Genomic DNA, 19394 nt, shown 5'->3' on the forward strand with positions numbered 1-19394 from the left:
TATAAGCGTTCGACTGAGCTACCATAAAAAATGGGGCTGCCCTAGATAAGTCATTTGATCTAGGATACCCCAATGAGAAAAAGTCGGATTAGCCAATACAAGCAAAAACGTCTTCAGGAGCTCTTTGTGGCAGGGGCTACAGCTCGCACTGCGGCAGAGTTAGTGGGTGTCAACAAAACGACTTCAGCTTACTATTTTCACCGCCTCAGAGTCCTTATCGCTGATTATGTCGATGAACACTCCATGTTTGAAGGTGAAGTCGAGATAGACGAAAGCTATTTCGGAGGTAAACGTAAGGGAAAACGCGGGCGGGGTTCAGCCGGAAAAGTCCCTATTTTCGGGCTTCTAAAGCGGGGTGGTAAGGTTTAAACCCGCCTAATACCTAACGCTAAATCCGATACTTTGATGCCGATAATCACAGCGAAAATTAAGCCTGATAGCCTGGTCTACACAGACAATTTTGCCAGCTATGATGTGCTGGACGTGTCCGATTTTAAACACTACCGAATCAACCATAGTACGGAGTTTGTAGACGCTAAAAATGGTCAAAACCCTATCAATGGGATAGAGAATTTTTGGAACCAAGCCAAACGTCATATGCGTAAATTTAATGGCATACCAAAGGAGCATTTTGAGTTGTTTCTCAAGGAATGTGAGTGGAGATTTAATACACCGGGTGTAAAAGAGCAATTATGCATTCTAAAACAAAAAGGGAATAAAAATAGTTCGTTCAGGCTGGTGTCGGCTTTGTCTGGAAATATCACTGTTCATCGCCAGACAAAATTGAATTGAGGGATTTTTATCAATAAAGTGCCATCCATCATCAGTAGTTATGCAGGCTGATATATTTTCATGTCCCATCTCTATTAAGCTGGCGCAGGCAAAAGCGATACCTTCTTCCTGACTGTCTGCCCGGATAATAATTTGTTCTTTTTTATCTGATAGAAAGTCGTTCAGTGTGTTTTTTTCCTCTTCCCTGCCAGCCAGTAAGGTGTCTTTTGTTAACGGAAATTGTGACTGATTGCACCATCGTTCCCAGAAATGGGAAATGGATTCAATGCCTGCGCCAGTATGGCCTGTTATTTCACTGAACCAGAGAGCTACAGCCGGAGTGTTTTCCAGCCACGCCTCCAGATCGTCAGCATCAAGAGCATAAACGCCGGACCAGATGTTTTCAGCCTGTGCTTCTTTGAGCCAGCTATCTTTTTTGGACCACCGGCGTGGTGATACGAAGACAAAGCGACTTTGAGCTGCTTCCTGTGGTGAAATTTGTTGATTTCTTTTCCGAAAATCTGAGCGGGCTTTAGTAATGATGTCGGAGGAACAGCCCATTTCCCAGAAAGAGGCACCATCAGGAACCCAAATGTTGCCTTTGTCAGCCTGGACAATACCATCCCAGCCGCTGCTTGAAACAGAATCACCGCCGGGCATGCTCAATGCTGTTATTGTTGTGGTCGCGCTAATTAATCTCCGGATCAAAATGGGCAACATTCCCTGAGCGTCTCTTGTGTCCGCCCACTGTTCAATTTGGGTCGCGGTGATCCTCATGTTGAGATCCTTAAAGTGTGTTTTCTGGATTATATTCCCGATTACTCATTGAATAAAATGGAAAAAATGAAACTTTAGTCTTTTGTTTGATGAGAAAGACGAATGATTAATTTTGCAGGTAAGAGAGAGTTATTTTTGCGATAAGCCTTCCATAACCTCACTTGCTGTTAACTGCTAATCGCGGTGCAAATTCAGGTGCCGGGATTGGTCTCCTGAAGATATTCCTTACTGGCGGCATATGACGCGCTTTGCGTCTTTTTTATGTCGTTTATCCGGCTACATCCCAATGGTGGGCCGGGCGGAGGCGTCACAAGACGCGCCGGTGTCCAGTAAGGCCGGTAAGACCAACTCCGTCCGGTTCCACCACCCGCAAGATTGGTCTCTTCGGTGGTGGTTCAATTAATCACTTACTGGAGGCTGCCACTATGGCTACGATCCCCACTCAAACACACCCGTTACTTGCTATTCCCTTCAATGCCGCCACGGACTTCACCGTCCTTGCCGATCACTGCGAAAACTTCGCCGAAACCCTGATTGAAAGTAAAGATATAGCGTTAAAAATGGCGCTCTGCGGCAGGATCAATGCCTGTCTGACGCTGCTCCAGCGAGCGCAGGATCTTCGCCGTGTGATGCTCCGTCCAGCGGATATTTCCCGCCAGCCACTTACGGGTGACCTCTTCAAAGGTATTACCGCTTTTCTTCGCCTGCTTCTCCTGCTGCTTTTTCGCCCCCGGATCGTCGCCCGCGCTGAGTACGGCGCCAGCTTCTTCTCCTTGCCGCCAAAGCGGTACTTGAGTTGCCAGAGTTTAGAACCGTTGGGTTTAATCAGTAGGTACAGACCCTGCGCATCGCTGAGTTTGTAGGGTTTATCGAGCGGCTTGGCGTTACGGATGGCGGTATCGGTGAGTGGCATGGTGGGGGCTCCAGAGTTTATCGAACCAACAGGCTCCCAATTAAGCCCCCCAAAACTCTGAATGTCAAAAATCCTGGAAGTATCTATTGATGCTCCAGGCTCTTTGCAACTTACTGATTTTTTAACGTTTCAGGACGTATAGGCGCGCCATGAAACTAAATTTTGGTGCCCGGAGGCGGAATCGAACCACCGACACGAGGATTTTCAATCCTCTGCTCTACCGACTGAGCTATCCGGGCAACGGGGCGCATTAAACCGTATTCAGCCTAAGTCGTCAATGCCTTTCTGATAAAAAATGATAAAAGCGGATTGTTTGCTTTCTTTTTGCCCGGAATTTGTGTGGTTGTTCATCTTAGGCTGATTTTTGTTAACTTAACGCGCCATTCTTGCGGCATAAAGCAATAGCTAAAACATCTTCTGCCAGTAGTTTTGCCGTCGCGATATCATCAATATTCCGTTTGATCAGTAGTTTACTTAAGCAACCTTCCAGAATCAGCTCCATCTGTTTGGCAACGAGTTCGCAATCTTCAATATCCAGTTGATGTAATAGCTCGGTGGTGTAGCGGGAGGAACTCTGTTTTTGTAATTCAGCTAATTGATGAATAGGGTGGTCAGATTCAGGGAATTCGCTACAGGCCGCGATAAACAGGCAACCAGGGTAGCGTTTCTCTTTTACTTTTTCATCTAGGGCTGCATAACGAGCCAGTAGTTTCTGTTCTGGCGTCAGATTTTCATCCAGTAATATCTGTCGTTGCCAGATTTCAATCTGTTGGCCGTGATAACGTAGGCAGTCATAAAGCAACGCTTCCCGATCAGGCCAGAACTGCTTGAGATATTCGATATCCATGTTGAGTGAGCCAAAAAGTATCTCAGTTGTGATGGATAAGCCATGTTGCTCTAGTAAGTTTAAGGCATGACTAAGGATTTGTTCTCGTTGCACGGTGTTCTCCTTCAGATCATTTTGGCAGATGCTGCAAATGCTCGTTAAAGCGGGCGGCATTCATAAAACCATTCACCCGTGAATCGGGGATCTCTTTTCCTTGAGCATCAAAAAACAGAATAGTCGGTAATCCCCGAACATTAAGTTTTTCTAAAAGCTGTTTCTGTTGCGGGCTGTTATTCGTGACATTGGCCTGTAACAGTAAGGTATCCCGCAGTTGTAACTGAACTTGTGGATCGCTGAAAGTATATTTTTCAAACTCTTTACATGCGGTACACCAGTCAGCATAGAAATCAAGCATAACGGTTTTATGGCTGTTTTGTGTCATTATATCTTCTAACTCCTGCCAGTTACTTATCTGGCGGAAGTTGAGGCTGTGTTGCGACTGTTGTGTAACTGTTGTACCCCAAAACCAATCTTGCAACGGACGGGTAGCTATCAGCATCAGAATTAACAATATCAGTTGTATGACTCGTACCCAACCGTTTTGACTTCTAATTGTCAGAGCAAATCCCCATCCCAAGAAACTGACTGCCAGCAGGCTCCATAACCGTATTCCCCAGGTATCACCGATAACTCTTTCCAGCAGGAAAACGGGTAGCGCGAGGATAATGAAGCCAAAAGCTTCTTTAACATACTGCATCCAAGGTCCACTGCGTGGCAGGAGTTTATGACCAAATAGCGTGACGGCAATGAGCGGTAATCCCATTCCCAAAGCGTAAAGATAAAGGGTTAGTCCACCTGCTACGGTATTACCACTTTGAGCGATGTAGAGCAGAATCGCACTTAACGGCGCGGTAGTACAAGGAGAGCAAATTAATCCCGCTAACGCACCCATAGCGAATACGCCGAAGAGTGAACCGTTTTTTTGCTGGTTACTCCAGTTGACTAAGCGCGTCTGAACAGCGGAAGGCAGTTGCAGAGAATAGAGGCCGAACATCGACAGGGCCAGCAGGATAAACAATACTGATAAGCCAATCAGTACATACGGATGTTGCAGTGCGGCCTGAAATTGTAGGCCCGCAGCCGCTACAATCAACCCAAGTAGCGTGTAGGTGAGCGCCATGCCTTGAACATAGCTTAACGCCAACCAAAATATCTGTTTTAGGCTCTTGGGGCGCTGGCTGCCAAGAATAATGCCGGAAATTAATGGGTACATCGGTAGTACACAAGGTGTAAAGGCGATACCGATGCCAATCAAGATTGCCCAGAGTGGTGAGAAAGGTAAATGCTGTTGATCATTTGATGCGCTTTCTGGTGTTTTCTGGGCAGGTTCATTAGGGGTTGCGTCAGTTGTTTTTGATGGAATAACTGCACTCAATGGAACAAGGCGGGTTTCAGGTGGATAGCAATATCCTGCGGCGGCACAGCCTTGATAAGTGACAACGATATTAGAATTGTTGTTCGCCTCTGTAACAGGAACATTGACGATGAGTTGTTGGAAATACACTTCAGTTTCACCAAAGAACTCATCTCGATGAGCTGTACCTTGTGGCAACGTGATTTTACCCAGTGTGGCCTGTTGCGGCTCAATATGAAGTTGTTTGCGATAAAGGTAATAACCCGGTTTGATTTGCCAGTCTAAGGTCAATTTGTCGCCTTTTTGCTGAAAATCAAACATGAATGCCTGATCTACTGGCAAATATAGATTTTGCCCCGGTTGTTCAAACAGCGCATTCGCTGCCATTGAGGTAAAGAGGATGCTGCAAAGCAGCAAAAATAGCATCAGAGTACGTTTAATCATAAAGATAATGATCGCTAATTGAGTGAACAGATTCAGCACTATAACCGAAGGTTGCCAGGCCAGAAAGTGTTCTGGTTAAGATTGAAACAGTTATCGAAGGTTTTTAGAGAAAATATATCATTTGGGGGGAGGGTATGCAGGGGCGATATACGCCCCTGTATTAAGCGGTTATTGGTAGGCAGAATTAAAGGATCATACTGCCGAATAGGAAGCCGAAGGCAACAGCCAGAGCAACTCCAATGGTGCCAGGGATAAAGAATGGATGGTTAAATACGAAACGGCCGATACGGGTAGTGCCGGTGTCATCCATCTGAACTGCGGCAACCAAGGTTGGATAAGTAGGTAGAATAAACAACCCAGAAACCGCGGAGAAAGAAGCGATGGCGGTCAATGGTGTGACATTCAGAGCCAAAGCCATCGGCATCAATGCTTTTGCGGTTGCCGCCTGAGAATAGAGTAGGGCGGAACAGAAGAAGAAAATGATCGCTAGCAACCAGGGTTGAGAGTGGATTAAGTCTCCAGCGGTGCCTTTAATCCAATCCATGTTTGCCTGTACAAAAGTATCACCTAGCCATGCAACACCCAGAATACAGATACATGCGCTCATACCTGCTTTAAAGGTGCTGGAATTCAGGATGGCGTCAGTATCAACTGAACAGAACATGGTGGTGATAGTTGCAACACTCAACATAATGATCAGAATAGCGTGAGTGGTGTTCATCAGGGGTTCTGCAATCAGGCCGATACTTGGGCTGTTGACGATAGCGTAAATAACAACACTGATAACACCCGATAGGAATAACAGAACAGAAGCTTTAGCCCTGGGTTTAATCTCAATCTGTTTGCTGCCACGCAAAGTTACTAAGTTTTCTTCCAGACGTTTCAGATAAACGGGGTCATCAGACAGTTTGGAATTAAACATCCAGGCGATGATGAAAGACATCAGAACGATCGCGGCGAACGTAGAAGGTAATAGCACCATCAGCAGATGGATATAGCTGACGCCGTGGCCTTCCATCAGAGAAGACATATAAACGACCGCTGCGGAAATAGGTGAAGCAGTGATGCCAATTTGAGCTGCTACAACTGCCGTGGAAAGCGGACGGCATGGTTTAATGCCTTGTTCTTTCGCAACTTCAGTAATTACAGGCAGTGCTGATAGAGAGATATTACCCGTACCTGCAAACAGCGTCAGGAAATAGGTAACGATAGGTGCGAGTATCGTGATGTATTTTGGATTTTTACGCAGCAGTTTTTCAGTTTGCTGGACCAGATAATCCAGACCACCGGCAACCTGCATTGCAGAGATAGCGGCGATAACTGCCATAATGATGGAAATAACATCGAATGGAATATGCCCTGGTTTAACGCCAATTGCAGCCAGCACTAGAACGCCAAGACCGCCGGCAAATCCAATGCCAATTCCCCCTAATCTTGCACCCAGGAAGATGGCCAGCAGAACGATAATCAATTCTACGGCTAACATAATAGTGACTCCTTGAAATAATTAAAAATTTGAAAATTTTAGGTTAATACTTTGTGCATGTAGGGAAGTAAAAAGGCACGCTATCCAGTTGGAATCGCGTGCCTTATTGCTAAGAGCTATTTTTTATTATATTCAACAACTTAATCGTCAAAGCGTTTTGCCTTATAAGATGGACATTTTAGGTTCTCTACAGAGAAGATGTCATCCAATTCAGTTTCGGTCAGTAGGCCTCGTTCCAGCACGACTTCACGAACACTCTTACCAGTTTCGGCACAAATCTTACCAACGATATCACCATTGTGGTGACCGATGAATGGGTTCAGATATGTGACAATACCGATCGAGTTGAATACGAAGTTTTCGCAAACTTCCTTGTTAGCCGTGATGCCATTAACGCATTTTTCTACCAAGTTGCAGCAAGCGTTGCTTAGCAGGGAGATAGATTCAAACATGGCCTGACCGATAGCAGGTTCCATAACATTCAACTGTAACTGGCCTGCTTCGGATGCCATAGTAACACAAATATCGTTACCAATAACTTTGAAGCAAACCTGATTCACAACTTCTGGAATAACCGGGTTCACTTTTGCCGGCATAATAGAAGAGCCTGCCTGTAATTCTGGTAGGTTGATTTCATTCAGGCCAGCGCGAGGGCCAGAAGAAAGCAAACGCAGGTCATTGCAGATTTTAGACAGTTTGACAGCCAGGCGCTTCAGAGCACCGTGGACCATAACATAAGCTCCACAGTCGGAGGTTGCTTCAATCAGGTCTTCGGCCGGTATGCAAGGCAGACCTGAAACTTCAGCCAATTTTTCAACCGCCAATTTCTGATAACCTGGCGCGGTATTCAAACCGGTACCGATAGCAGTAGCGCCAAGGTTAACTTCCAGCAGTAACTCAGCCGTGCGGTTTAGGTTTTTAACTTCTTCTTTCAGCAGGATAGAAAATGCATTGAATTCCTGCCCCAGTGTCATAGGAACAGCATCCTGTAACTGGGTACGACCCATTTTTAAAATGTCGCTGAATTCTTTGGCTTTTTTATCGAAGCCTGCAATTAACAGTTCAATAGACTCGATCAGTTGCAGGATGGCGTTATAAACTGCGATACGGAAGCCGGTTGGATAGGCGTCGTTAGTTGACTGGCTTTTATTCAAATGATCATTCGGATTCAGGTACTCATATTCGCCTTTTTTATGGCCTAACAGTTCCAGACCAATATTTGCCAGAACCTCGTTGGTATTCATGTTGAGTGAAGTACCGGCGCCGCCCTGAAACACATCGACTGGAAACTGATCCATGCATTTGCCGTTATAGAGCACTTCGTCACATGCTTTGATGATGATGTCTGCAATTTTCTTAGGAATAGTTTGCAGTTCTTTATTAGCTAAGGCTGCGGCTTTTTTTACCATCACCATGCCACGGATAAATTCGGGTACATCATTAATGGTGTTGTTACTGATGTGGAAGTTTTCAATCGCACGTAAGGTGTGAATACCGTAATAGGCTTCAGCAGGGACTTCTCGTTTACCTAACAGGTCTTCTTCGATACGAATGTTGTTTGACATGAGAACCTTCTTATTAGATGACGTTTTTACTGTCTAATTATGCGTTTATTCAATTATTATGTTGCCAACAGCAATAGTTATGATGTGAAATTTTTATCACCAGATTGCCCGCGTGATCATATGCTGGTTAGCAATAAATGCATTGAATCTGGATCACTTTATAGTGGTATTTGTTTAGTCTGATTTGATATATGTGATATTTATCACAATTGCGTGTCTAATTAGCAAAATTTTCAGCGGATTGAAAACGATAACTGTGACCCCAATTATATCTTTAATAAATTAAAAAAAGTTAATTTGGTTGTCCCTTGGATTTTGTTGATATGATTTATTCAGGATACAACCTGTTCATCCAAATCAATTGAAGGAGCACCAAGTGCGTTGGTTGCCATTTATCCTAATATTTTTGCTTGTTTACATCGAGTCAACCCTATTTGTGCGTGTTGCCTCTGAATTAGGCGTACTGTTTACGCTATTACTGGTGCTGTTTACTTCTTGTGTCGGTATCTCTTTGGTTCGCAGTCAGGGCATAAAGAATTTTCTCCAGATCCAGCAAAAGCTAGTTACCGGAGAGAGCCCGGCAGCAGAAATGATAAAAAGCGTTTCCCTGTTACTGGCGGGTTTCCTGTTACTCCTCCCCGGCTTTTTTACGGATTTCCTTGGATTGCTGTTGTTACTGCCGCCGGTTCAGAAAAAATTAGTGATGAAACTGATGCCGCATATCAATTTCTATCGTCCTCATAATAGTGGCGGGTTTAAACGGGATAGCAACACCTTCGAAGGAGAATATGAGCGTAAGCAGGATGATCCCGCCCGTTCATTGAGAGAACATAAGCCCGATGATGACGAGCATAAGCCTCATTAATAAGCGGTTATTTTCTAAATGTTTGGTTTAACTATAGGTTTTTTTCTGTCGGCAAGAAAAAAGTAAAATATTTTTTTGCCTGCCCTTGAAGTATCATAAATAAGTCCCCACTTAATTTATTATGATACTAGTTTAATGAAAGCATACTGGTATCAATCCTCTTACCTGATATGGACTTTCTTATAGGAGAGCTATCAATGAATATTCGTCCATTGCATGATCGTGTGATCGTCAAGCGTAAAGAAGTTGAATCAAAATCTGCTGGCGGTATTGTGCTGACTGGCACAGCTGCGGGTAAATCTACTCGTGGTGAAGTTCTGGCTGTGGGCAATGGCCGCATCCTTGAAAACGGTGATGTGAAAGCACTGTGTGTGAAAGTTGGAGATATCGTTATTTTTAACGATGGTTACGGTGTTAAGTCAGAGAAGATCGACAACGAAGAAGTGTTGATCATGTCTGAAAGCGACATTCTGGCAATTGTTGAAGCGTAATTGTTGCGCTTAGATCTTCTTAACTGAACGAATTTAAAGGAAAGAAACAATGGCAGCTAAAGACGTAAAATTTGGTAGCGACGCTCGCGTTAAGATGCTACGTGGTGTGAATATTCTTGCTGATGCAGTAAAAGTGACTTTGGGTCCTAAAGGCCGTAACGTTGTGCTGGATAAATCTTTCGGTGCTCCTGCAATCACTAAAGACGGTGTTTCCGTAGCTCGTGAAATTGAACTGGAAGACAAGTTCGAAAACATGGGCGCTCAGATGGTGAAAGAAGTTGCCTCTAAAGCGAATGATGCTGCGGGCGACGGCACAACGACAGCAACTGTATTGGCTCAGTCTATTGTTACTGAAGGTCTGAAAGCCGTAGCCGCTGGCATGAACCCAATGGATCTGAAACGCGGTATCGACAAAGCCGTAGTTGCAGCGGTGGCAGAGCTGAAAAAGCTGTCCGTACCTTGCTCAGATTCCACCTCTATTGCTCAGGTAGGTACTATCTCCGCGAATTCCGATGAAACTGTGGGTAAATTGATCGCAGAAGCGATGGATAAAGTCGGTAAAGAAGGTGTAATCACCGTTGAAGAAGGTACAGGCTTGGAAGATGAGCTGGATGTCGTTGAAGGCATGCAGTTCGACCGTGGTTACCTCTCTCCTTATTTCATCAACAAACCAGAAAACGGTTCTGTTGAATTAGAAAACCCATATATTCTTCTGGTAGATAAAAAAATCTCCAACATCCGTGAGCTGTTGCCAGTTCTGGAAGGTGTAGCTAAGGCAAGCAAGCCTTTGCTGATTGTCGCTGAAGATGTTGAAGGTGAAGCACTGGCTACTTTGGTTGTTAACACCATGCGTGGCATCGTCAAAGTGGCTGCGGTTAAAGCGCCTGGCTTCGGTGACCGCCGTAAAGCTATGCTGCAAGATATCGCTGTCTTGACTAACGGTAATGTTATTTCTGAAGAGATTGGCTTGGAGTTGGAAAAAGCAACTCTGGAAGATCTGGGTCAGGCAAAACGTATCGTTATCAACAAAGATACCACTACCATCATTGATGGCGTTGGTGAAGAAGATGCAATTGCAGGCCGTGTTGCTCAGATCAATCAGCAGATCAAAGAGTCCACTTCTGATTATGACCGTGAAAAACTGCAAGAGCGCGTAGCTAAACTGGCTGGCGGTGTTGCTGTTATTAAAGTTGGTGCTGCAACAGAAGTTGAGATGAAAGAAAAACGTGCTCGCGTTGATGATGCTCTGCATGCAACTCGCGCAGCAGTAGAAGAAGGCGTGGTAGCTGGTGGTGGCGTTGCGCTGGTTCGCGTTGCAGCCGCTATTGCTGGTCTGAAAGGCGACAACGAAGATCAAAACGTAGGTATCCGTGTTGCAATGCGCGCGATGGAAGCTCCTCTGCGTCAGATCGTTGACAACTCAGGTGAAGAGCCATCTGTTATCGCAAACAGCGTGAAAGCAGGTGAAGGCAACTACGGTTATAACGCAACTACCGAACAGTATGGCGATATGATCGCAATGGGTATTCTGGATCCAACCAAAGTAACCCGTTCTGCACTGCAATTTGCAGCATCTATTGCTGGCCTGATGATCACTACTGAATGTATGATCACTGATCTGCCTAAAGACGATAAAGCTGATTTAGGCGCAGCAGGCGGTATGGGTGGCATGGGCGGTATGGGCGGCATGATGTAATAGTCGCGTAGGTCGCTAGCCTGGTGGGTTACGTCCAAAAGTGGGTACTAACTAAAGTTGTGCTCATTATCTTCCCGCCGAAATAGCATTTGGTAAAATCCAATATTCGGGCTGAGGTTTAAGCCCGGATATTGGTCTCCGTTTTATTAAGTGATCGGTTTATTAGGATAGCTGGAGTGCTTTCCCGTCAATTTTGTTTTTGCTGACGTTCCGATGAACGGCACAAGAGTTCTCTTGCTGTAGCGTTCTTCTCTTCTATATTCTCTCTGTCAGGCCATGTTCGTGATTTAAAGTTTGTACACCACTGACCTTCCCTGTGTGAAGCTATGACTTTACAAAGTGACTAGCCCCTTTATCAGCTTAAAAAGCGACTTGATGTTCCATTATCTTGTTCGTTAACAGCGTCAATCCCAATAGCAATAAGTAAAATATTTATTTAAATTCCAGATAGGAGTTAACAACATTCGATCATGCTGATCCCGTAGACATTGGCCATATAACACGCAATGGGTTAAGTAATAAAAGCAATTTGGCATAGGACAAATTCTTAAGGAAAAAAATATTTCCTTAAGTTTTAGAAAAAATGAGCTTATTAGACTAAAATTCATTTATTCATAGGATTTTGGAAAATAATTCAAATATCTATGCACAAATTTAATCGATCTACAGAAATGGCTGTATTCGTTCAGGTAATTGAATCGGAAGGTCTCTCTGCCGCTGCTCGCAAGCTCGACATGACGCCATCAGCCGTCAGTAAACTTATTAATCGACTGGAAATGCGACTTGGTGTACGGCTGTTGAATAGAACAACACGTAAACTCCAGTTAACGGCTGAAGGTTCTGTTTTCTATGAGCGTAGTGTCAGGATTTTGGAGGACATCATAGCCGTAGAACAAGAAGTAAATCAGGGAACAGCGCCGTGTGGACGGATACGTGTTAATTGTCATGTTGCGTTTGGAAAACATTGCTTGATGCCTTTATTACCGGATTTCCTGCAACGCTATCCGGAGATCACACTCGACATTTCATTATGTGACTTGGTAGTGGATTTACTTGATGATCGTAGCGATGTGGCAATTCGTATTGGCCCTCCTGTGGACGACTCATGTCTCATGGTGCGCCGGTTGGGGTCAAGTCGAATGGTTGTGGTAGGATCTCCTTCATACCTTGAAAGAGTGGGGATGCCTGCTACGCCTTGCGACTTGGGGCGTTACAATCGACTTGGTTTTGGTTTCACCCGCCATGCGAAAGCTTGGCCTTTCATCGGTTCGGAAGAGTGGGTGCAACAATTGCCTTCAGGGAACTTGTTGCTTGGTGATGGAGAAACCATGCGTAAAGCTGCGCTAGCAGGGCTTGGTTTAGCTCGACTGGCCCGTTTCCATGTGAATGCTGATATTCAGGCTGGTTTGTTGCTACCTGTACTTGAGAACTATAATCCTGGCGATCAAGAAGAAATATATGCCGTTTTTGTCGGAACAGATAGACAACTTCCATCACGAGTACGGGTATTTCTCGACTATCTAACAGAGCACATCCATATTGGTGATGGATGGCAATAGCCATAAAATTGACACCACGAGAACATTTGAGTGGGTGTTATTGTGGTGTCAATGGAATATCTGTATCTAAGTTAAATCTGTGTTAAAGAAACATAATTATTTATACATAAAAAATCCACATGAATATAATGTCTAAGCCATCTCAGTAAGTGGAATTTTTATGGAATATAACATCAGATAATTACTTAATAGAAAATTGTCGTGAGATATTACCAATTCAAAACTGTTGAAAGGTGTTCTAATCGTATTTTTAATGAGGTGATATTAAGTTTAATATCATTCGCAACATAGGAATTGAATTTATACCCGTCATCTTTCAAGTTGCCTCTTTGTTAGCTGCACTCGCTCACCCCGGCCACATAGTTATCTATGCTCCCGGGGATTCGCTCCCTTGCCGTCGCGATGCATCTTGAAATCCATAGGGTATATTGTAAATTTATTTAAGACTTTCTTGGAAGCTAACGAATTGGTTAAATATTTACATTATGCTTTTAATATTGTAGATGGATTTTTTAAATTAAGAGAGATATAGGAAAATTTATAATCTATGTTAGTTTTGGTGATTATAGTATTATGAATATCCTATCAGGTAATTAATATAATGAATAAAAGATTTTTTGGGTAGATAACCAATGGCTTGATTAGTGAGTTACTTTTTTATGGGAAAAGTAATTTATTGAGTCTATTCGTGTTATTTATTCGATTATTTTCCCTACTTTTTACTGGATTCACCTTGGTATAAAAGATTCTTGACCTAAACACTTTACCTAAAGGATGACTTTATTAAATTATTTTTTGCGATATTGGTGCACAACAAGGTATATTGATGATTAATTGTCGAATTTCCAACAATGAGTGAGGAAAAACATGCGAATTAAAGTTTTGCTCAGTGCTTCGGTATTGTTAGTGTTGGCTGGGTGTACAACCACTAACCAATTAACTTCTGAAGGTTCACAGGTTCGATTTGTTGACACTAAGCCGGGAAGTGAATGTCAGCTATTAGGTGAAGTAACAGGTACCCAAAGCAATTGGATGACTGGTGTAAGTAATGAAAGCAGCTCAATGCGTGGGGCAGCCAATGATTTACGCAATAAAGCCGCAGTCATGGGGGGAAATGTGATTTATGGGGTGACCAGTCCGAGTGAAAGTCTGTTATCTAGCTTTGCCCCACTAGACAGTAAGATGATTGGTCAGGTCTATAAGTGCCAGTAATAGCATTCAGAATTTGAGTGATATGCCCGGCTGAAAAGTATCCGGGCATGAATTTTTTGTTAATTTTGTTTTAATCCCAAATCAAGAGGTGTTTTACTCGGTTCTCCACCGATTTCCCTTGCCAGACGTGGTACTAAATAACCTGAAATTTTTGTCAGCAATTCCCGAATAAGCTCCTTGGCTTCTTCATCGCTGACCATAAAATGAGCGGCTCCTTGTACTTTATCCAGTACGTGAATGTAATAAGGCAGAATACCTGCATCAAACAGAGCATTGCTCAGATCAGCCAGAGTATCAGAATGATTATTGATACCGCGTAACAGCACGCTTTGATTTAGTAATGTAATACCTGCTTGTTTCAGCAACATCATACTGTTCCGCAAGGATTGGTCGATCTCATTAGCGTGATTGATATGTGTCACCATGAGTACCTGTAATCTCGATTGCGCCAGCCGATTACAAAGCGTTGTTGTAATCCGGGCAGGAATAACCACAGGCAGACGAGTGTGAATACGCAGTCGTTTGATATGGGAAATCTTTTCCAGATTGCTGATTAACCAGTCAAGTTCGTGATCTTTGGCCATTAAGGGATCGCCGCCAGAGAAGATAATCTCATCAAGTTCAGGATGTTGCTGAATGTAATCTAATGCTTGCTGCCAATTGCGTTTATTGCCTTTATTATCTTCATATGGAAAATGACGGCGGAAGCAATAACGGCAATTAACTGCACATCCTCCTTTAACCAATAATAATGCGCGATTACGGTATTTATGTAATAGACCGGGAACAGCACTGCGCTGTTCATCCAGAGGATCGGTAGAAAAACCCGGCGTAAACGTGAATTCTTCTGGTGTCGTTATAACCTGAAGCAACAACGGATCATGAGGATCGTTTGCCTGCATACGGGCAACGAAAGCTCTGGGTACCCGTAATGGAAACAGGCGACGTGCGTCGCTACCTTTACTCAATGTCGGGTGTTTATCTAAAGATAATAATTGTAATAATTCATCAGGATCGGTAATAACATCTGTCAGTTGTTTCAACCAGTCTTCTCTGATGATGATCTTTGGGGTTATAATGTGCGCCATTTTTTGGCTAAGCCATTTTGTTTAGAAAGAGGATCTCCATGGCTACTTATAGTACCAATGAATTCCGTTCAGGTCTTAAAATCATGTTAGATGGCGAGCCGTGCGCTATTCTTGAAAGTGAATTCGTGAAGCCGGGTAAAGGCCAGGCGTTTGCCCGTGTCCGTATTCGTAAGCTAATTTCCGGTAAACTGTTGGAAAAGACCTTCAAATCTACGGATTCTGTGGAATCCGCTGACGTGATGGATATGAACCTGACTTACCTGTATAACGATGGTGAGTTTTGGCACTTTATGAATAACGAAACCTTCGAGCAATTAGCTGCTGATGAAAAAGCCGTTGGCGATAATGCGAAATGGTTAGTTGAACAAGCTGAATGTATCCTGACGCTGTGGAATGGTCAGCCTATCTCTGTCACTCCACCAAACTTTGTTGAACTAGAGATCACTGATACTGATCCCGGTTTGAAAGGTGATACCGCAGGTACCGGGGGTAAACCCGCAACGTTGAGCACTGGCGCCGTGGTTAAAGTACCTCTGTTCGTTCAAATCGGTGAAGTAATTAAAGTGGATACTCGTTCTGGCGAATACGTTTCCCGCGTAAAATAACCATCGACTCTGTATTCAATAAAAGCCACAGTTCTGGCAACAGACTGTGGTTTTTCTTTTTAGCGCATAATGCTGCGTTATTGATACTGCAATTTTTCGCGACTATAATTTGCCTCTATTTCTAATGGTTATCCGGGACGACCTGGATATGCTACCGTTTTCTGGGGACGACCTCTCAATTATTATGGGGCTTTGATATGTCCTGGTTTGTGCTTGTTATTGCTGGTTTATTCGAAGTCGTCTGGGCGGTTGGTCTGAAATATACACATGGTTTCACCCGGTTGATGCCGAGCCTTATTACAGCCGGTGCTGTAGCGCTCAGTATGGGGCTGCTTGCTTATGCTATGAAAGGTTTACCAATAGGTACAGCTTATGCAGTGTGGACTGGAATAGGTGCAGTGGGCACTGCCATTTTTGGCATTATTGTGTTCGGTGAATCTGCAAGTTTTGCCAGAATCCTAAGCTTTGTTCTGATTATCGCCGGTATTATCGGTCTGAAATTGTCTAGTTAACCCGAATTTCGTTTAAACCGTCACTGGAACATCTTCTTCTGAGTAGAAAATGTTCAGTGATGGTTTCTTCCATTTTAGGCAGTAGTCAATCACACCGCCTAAAACAGTCAACAGAAATCCTGTTATACTTCGGTGGCGAGACTGCTCTATTTGAGAAATTTCTTTTAATTGACCATTAATGGTTTCAATGATAAAACGCTTTAATAACATTATTCTATCCCACTCTGCCTGTACCTTCGCTTTCATGTTACGGCGTTTTTTCGTGATGAAAGTGACACCCGTTTGCGCTAAATCGTCCGCCAGTTCTTGGCTAAGATAGCCTTTGTCACCATAAAGAGAACCCGTTAATTCTTTTACTAAATCGCGAACAGGTTCTCGATCATCCATATTACTGGCGGTGACTTTGAGTGCCAAAATTTTGCCCTGATAGTGAACAATCAAGTGTCATTTGAAACCGTAAAACCAAGCCATTGAGGTTTTTCCTCGCTGTGCTACCCCCCTCAAACACCTTATGCCGGGGAATACGGATGTTGTGACACACGCGTAAACTCGTGGAATCAATAAAAGCAATTCCCGTAGGGTTTTCTTTTTAATTGAGTCAGATAACTGCACAGTGGAACCAAAACGGAAGGCGCGACACTGACAAAACGGGTATAACTGAGCAAGGTTGGAAAATTGTGATGATGATATTGCCAAATATGATCCAGATAAAAATGTTTCAAATTACGGTAATGCGACAGGAGAAAGAGGATCAATATAGTCATAATTTCACTGTGATACATATGACCTTGCCTGCGCCGCAGACGATACCCGTTGTCGAGACAAAATTGCGCCCATTGAGGAATGAAAAAACGACAAAAGTCATCGACATCGCAGAAAATTTCAACTAATTTGTTCATTGCCTGTTCTTCCCCAGAGCGGTTTTTGGTGTGCACCAAAACTTTGCTCTTGGAACAGGCACTTCGTTAATTCCTTATCCAGAATTCAGGTTAATTATTGATGTTAGGAACATAAATCCCGGCCAAAATGAACTGCTCCTAAATCGCAATGGAATGCGTTGTTGGCATGTGAAAAGTATCTTCAACTACATCCGGAAGATAAAGACAAAGTAAGTGCCTTACTGGATCAACTGTCTTGTTAATATCAAGATCCCAACCTTAGTGAACTGCCCTCGTTCAATGGTAACTTGCACTGCCTGCCCTGTGGGAAATCCCACCGCTTCCAGCCAGTTGCGTATTTTCGTCCTCGGAGATCACCCAATAACCGGCGTTTTTTAAAGAACTTGCGGCGGGCATGGGCCCAGCAACCCGCTTCGGTGATATCAGCCCGGGCATGCAGCACGTTGTAACCGGCATAATCATCCGTTACCAACGTGCCACCCGACCAGTCTTTCAGCACACTCTGTGCATAACGGCCACTGTGACCGGGATGCGGCTCACAGTACCCCACCGCCGGCGAGGTATCGGGGCCGGTGACATACGCCACTACATAACCTCATAACCTCTCACAAAATGCATAGGCCCATACACCAAAAAAATTTTTACCGAGCCTCATGCCCGGCTCTTTACCTTAATGTTAAAAAAATGGTCTTCTGATTATTTTAGCTCCTCATTAATGGCCTGCCGAACAATCAACTTCGCGGCCCAACTCGTTAAGTTGATTATTTCATCATTTTCTAAACCAAAAGTATCTTTCAGAATAGTCATAGCCTCTGTACCATATAAAACGGAAATCAACATAATAATCTTATGTATTGTGTCATCTTTAAGCTGACCTTTTAGAGGCGCTAACGCCGTAGAAAGTGTCTCTTTGCGGTTACTTTTTTTCTTCAAAACAGGTCGTTTGTAGTTATCTTCATCTGATAAAGATTCCTGCCAGCGTAACTGAGAAATGCGTAAAGCATCCCTCATCAGTGCCTCATTAGCTTCTATTTCTTCATAACCCCATCTTAATAATTTCTCAATATTTTCTTCTGCATTATTGCTCATAGGGGGGACAACGAATGATCCAATAACTTGTTTTACAACATATTCTACAAAATCACTGTGGGTTGAAAAGTAGCTGCGCAATGTGACCTTCGCATATTCAGCTTCACTGGCAATCTCTTCAGGGGACGGAAATTTTTTTTCACGATATAACTTCAGCGCTGAATGAGTGATACGTTCCAGGGTACGACGCCGGACTGGCGACAGATTTTCTTCATCAAACAGAATCATTTAAACCCCTTAAAATTTTAACCATATAGCATTCACAATAAAAAATATCACTAATGATAAAAAATAACTTGCATGTTGTAAAATATTACAATAGGTTTACATTCGTCTTTAAACTAGATATGCCACATGAGGTGAACACTATGACGCGATTTGTGGTTGTCGTTGGCACAGCAGACACAAAACTGGACGAGCTGGTCTGGTTGAAATGTTGTTTATACCTCGCAGGAGTTGATTCAATCATCATCAATGTATCTACATCAATTCCTGGGAAAAATTATCAGAATAAAAAGGTAGATATTCATTCACTTCAGGTGGCTAAGTATCATCCCGTTGGCGCTGATCCCGTTTTTTGCGGCATGCAGAATAAAGCGATAACAGCGATGCCTGTCGCCCTCACAAATTTCCTGAACAGTTCAATCGACGATATCGCGGGGGTGATTGGTATCGGAGGCTCAGGCGGAACAGCGCTGATTACTCCGGCTATGCAAAGCCTGCCTATCGGTTTGCCTAAAATCATGGTATCCACTATGGCGTCAGGGAATGTCTCAGCCTACGTTAGAGCCAGCGATATTGCCATGCTTTATACGGTAACCGATCTCAACGGACTAAACCGTATTTCTCGTTCAGTATTGTCTAATGCTGCAAATATGATGACGGGCTCTGTCAATTATTTTACGCCATTGGCTGATATTCATAAACCCGCTTTAGAGTTGACGATGTTTGGTATGACGGCTCCGTGCATTGATCAGACTAACATTAAAGATTATTTGGTTGCTGTTCAGATTATTGTCCGCGAATTAAGTTTGATCGTTGAACCTAAATTAATAGGAAATAAAGCGTGGAAGCAATCTGAATGCATTTTTAATATAAAATCCCTTTAATTAAATTTACTATTTTTTATTCTAATTAAAATAGAAATAAAAAATTATCTTTACTGTTGATTATCAATAAAAT

General features: G+C 43.4%; 19 protein-coding genes, 1 tRNA gene and 3 pseudogenes. 10 read left to right on the forward strand and 13 right to left on the reverse strand.

From position 1 onward, the window contains the following. The first annotated feature begins 72 nt into the window (after positions 1-72). Positions 73-792, forward strand: a pseudogene (locus OO184_RS16940) (IS1595 family transposase). Here OO184_RS16940 and OO184_RS16945 read toward each other — a convergent pair. Next, positions 700-1548: a hypothetical protein gene (locus OO184_RS16945; RefSeq protein WP_265380179.1), complete on the reverse strand. Its 849-nt coding sequence runs from the start codon at positions 1546-1548 to the stop codon at positions 700-702. The pseudogene OO184_RS16940 and the gene OO184_RS16945 sit on opposite strands and share 93 nt — an antisense overlap. A gap of 425 nt (positions 1549-1973) precedes the next feature. Between OO184_RS16945 and OO184_RS25255 the strand changes: the two genes are divergently transcribed. Continuing rightward, positions 1974-2411 (forward strand): hypothetical protein, encoded by a 438-nt coding sequence (locus tag OO184_RS25255; RefSeq protein WP_376712570.1) that lies wholly within the window; start codon positions 1974-1976, stop codon positions 2409-2411. Here OO184_RS25255 and OO184_RS16955 read toward each other — a convergent pair. The 6 genes and pseudogenes from OO184_RS16955 to aspA form a co-directional block, all read right to left on the reverse strand. Next, positions 2366-2461 (reverse strand): annotated as a pseudogene (locus OO184_RS16955) (Arm DNA-binding domain-containing protein); the annotation flags it as partial. The gene OO184_RS25255 and the pseudogene OO184_RS16955 overlap by 46 nt on opposite strands. 163 nt (positions 2462-2624) lie before the next feature. Further along, positions 2625-2700 (reverse strand) — tRNA-Phe (locus OO184_RS16960). 128 nt (positions 2701-2828) lie between these two features. Continuing rightward, positions 2829-3401 carry a division control transcriptional repressor DicD gene (dicD, locus tag OO184_RS16965; RefSeq protein WP_265380180.1) on the reverse strand — a complete coding sequence of 191 codons (573 nt, stop codon included), beginning with the start codon at positions 3399-3401 and terminating at the stop codon, positions 2829-2831. A 16-nt stretch (positions 3402-3417) separates the two neighbouring features. Next, complete coding sequence (locus OO184_RS16970) at positions 3418-5145, reverse strand: protein-disulfide reductase DsbD (RefSeq protein WP_265380181.1); 1728 nt, start codon at positions 5143-5145, stop codon at positions 3418-3420. Between the two features lie 184 nt (positions 5146-5329). After that, positions 5330-6631: an anaerobic C4-dicarboxylate transporter gene (locus tag OO184_RS16975; protein ID WP_265380182.1), complete on the reverse strand. Its 1302-nt coding sequence runs from the start codon at positions 6629-6631 to the stop codon at positions 5330-5332. A gap of 140 nt (positions 6632-6771) precedes the next feature. Continuing rightward, a complete protein-coding gene (gene aspA, locus OO184_RS16980; protein WP_265380183.1) occupies positions 6772-8196 on the reverse strand; it encodes an aspartate ammonia-lyase in 1425 nt (474 codons plus the stop codon). 376 nt (positions 8197-8572) lie between these two features. Here aspA and OO184_RS16985 point away from each other — a divergent pair, with 376 nt between their 5' ends. From OO184_RS16985 to OO184_RS17005, 5 genes are all read left to right on the forward strand, one after another. Next, entirely contained in the window at positions 8573-9061 is a 489-nt protein-coding gene (locus tag OO184_RS16985; RefSeq protein WP_265380184.1) for an FxsA family protein, read from the forward strand. A gap of 197 nt (positions 9062-9258) precedes the next feature. Continuing rightward, entirely contained in the window at positions 9259-9552 is a 294-nt protein-coding gene (locus OO184_RS16990) for a co-chaperone GroES (RefSeq protein ID WP_036809429.1), read from the forward strand. 49 nt (positions 9553-9601) lie between these two features. Then, positions 9602-11248 (forward strand): chaperonin GroEL, encoded by a 1647-nt coding sequence (groL, locus tag OO184_RS16995; protein WP_049582776.1) that lies wholly within the window; start codon positions 9602-9604, stop codon positions 11246-11248. 671 nt (positions 11249-11919) lie between these two features. Next, a complete protein-coding gene (locus OO184_RS17000) occupies positions 11920-12807 on the forward strand; it encodes a LysR family transcriptional regulator (RefSeq protein ID WP_265380185.1) in 888 nt (295 codons plus the stop codon). A gap of 867 nt (positions 12808-13674) precedes the next feature. Continuing rightward, positions 13675-14019 (forward strand): DUF4156 domain-containing protein, encoded by a 345-nt coding sequence (locus OO184_RS17005; protein ID WP_265380186.1) that lies wholly within the window; start codon positions 13675-13677, stop codon positions 14017-14019. Positions 14020-14078: 59 nt separating this feature from the next. On the opposite strand, the gene epmB is transcribed toward OO184_RS17005, so the two are convergent. Beyond that, positions 14079-15107, reverse strand: coding sequence for an EF-P beta-lysylation protein EpmB (gene epmB / locus OO184_RS17010; RefSeq protein WP_265380187.1), 1029 nt, complete (start codon positions 15105-15107; stop codon positions 14079-14081). Positions 15108-15145: 38 nt separating this feature from the next. On the opposite strand from epmB, the gene efp reads away from it, so the two are divergent. After that, complete coding sequence (gene efp, locus OO184_RS17015) at positions 15146-15712, forward strand: elongation factor P (RefSeq protein WP_036776062.1); 567 nt, start codon at positions 15146-15148, stop codon at positions 15710-15712. Positions 15713-15909: 197 nt separating this feature from the next. Then, positions 15910-16224: a quaternary ammonium compound efflux SMR transporter SugE gene (sugE, locus tag OO184_RS17020; RefSeq protein ID WP_265380188.1), complete on the forward strand. Its 315-nt coding sequence runs from the start codon at positions 15910-15912 to the stop codon at positions 16222-16224. 12 nt (positions 16225-16236) lie between these two features. Here sugE and OO184_RS25260 read toward each other — a convergent pair whose 3' ends face one another. From OO184_RS25260 to OO184_RS17035, 5 genes and pseudogenes are all read right to left on the reverse strand, one after another. Further along, on the reverse strand, positions 16237-16638 hold the full coding sequence (locus OO184_RS25260; protein WP_376712571.1) for a transposase: 402 nt from the start codon (positions 16636-16638) through the stop codon (positions 16237-16239). Beyond that, on the reverse strand, positions 16613-16765 hold the full coding sequence (locus tag OO184_RS25265) for a hypothetical protein (protein ID WP_376712572.1): 153 nt from the start codon (positions 16763-16765) through the stop codon (positions 16613-16615). Before OO184_RS25265 ends, OO184_RS25260 begins: the two co-directional genes overlap by 26 nt. 16 nt (positions 16766-16781) lie before the next feature. Further along, the gene (locus tag OO184_RS25270; RefSeq protein WP_376712573.1) at positions 16782-17123 is read right to left on the reverse strand and encodes a hypothetical protein; all 342 of its coding nucleotides are present in this window, start codon (positions 17121-17123) and stop codon (positions 16782-16784) included. Between the two features lie 376 nt (positions 17124-17499). Continuing rightward, positions 17500-17715, reverse strand: a pseudogene (locus OO184_RS17030) (IS66 family transposase); the annotation flags it as partial. A gap of 104 nt (positions 17716-17819) precedes the next feature. Then, positions 17820-18440, reverse strand: coding sequence for a TetR/AcrR family transcriptional regulator (locus tag OO184_RS17035; RefSeq protein ID WP_265380189.1), 621 nt, complete (start codon positions 18438-18440; stop codon positions 17820-17822). A gap of 140 nt (positions 18441-18580) precedes the next feature. Here OO184_RS17035 and OO184_RS17040 point away from each other — a divergent pair, with 140 nt between their 5' ends. Further along, positions 18581-19321, forward strand: coding sequence for a Tm-1-like ATP-binding domain-containing protein (locus OO184_RS17040; RefSeq protein ID WP_265380190.1), 741 nt, complete (start codon positions 18581-18583; stop codon positions 19319-19321). Positions 19322-19394: the final 73 nt, after the last annotated feature.

This window comes from Photorhabdus aballayi (assembly GCF_026153155.1).
Taxonomy (GTDB): Bacteria; Pseudomonadota; Gammaproteobacteria; order Enterobacterales; family Enterobacteriaceae; genus Photorhabdus; species Photorhabdus luminescens.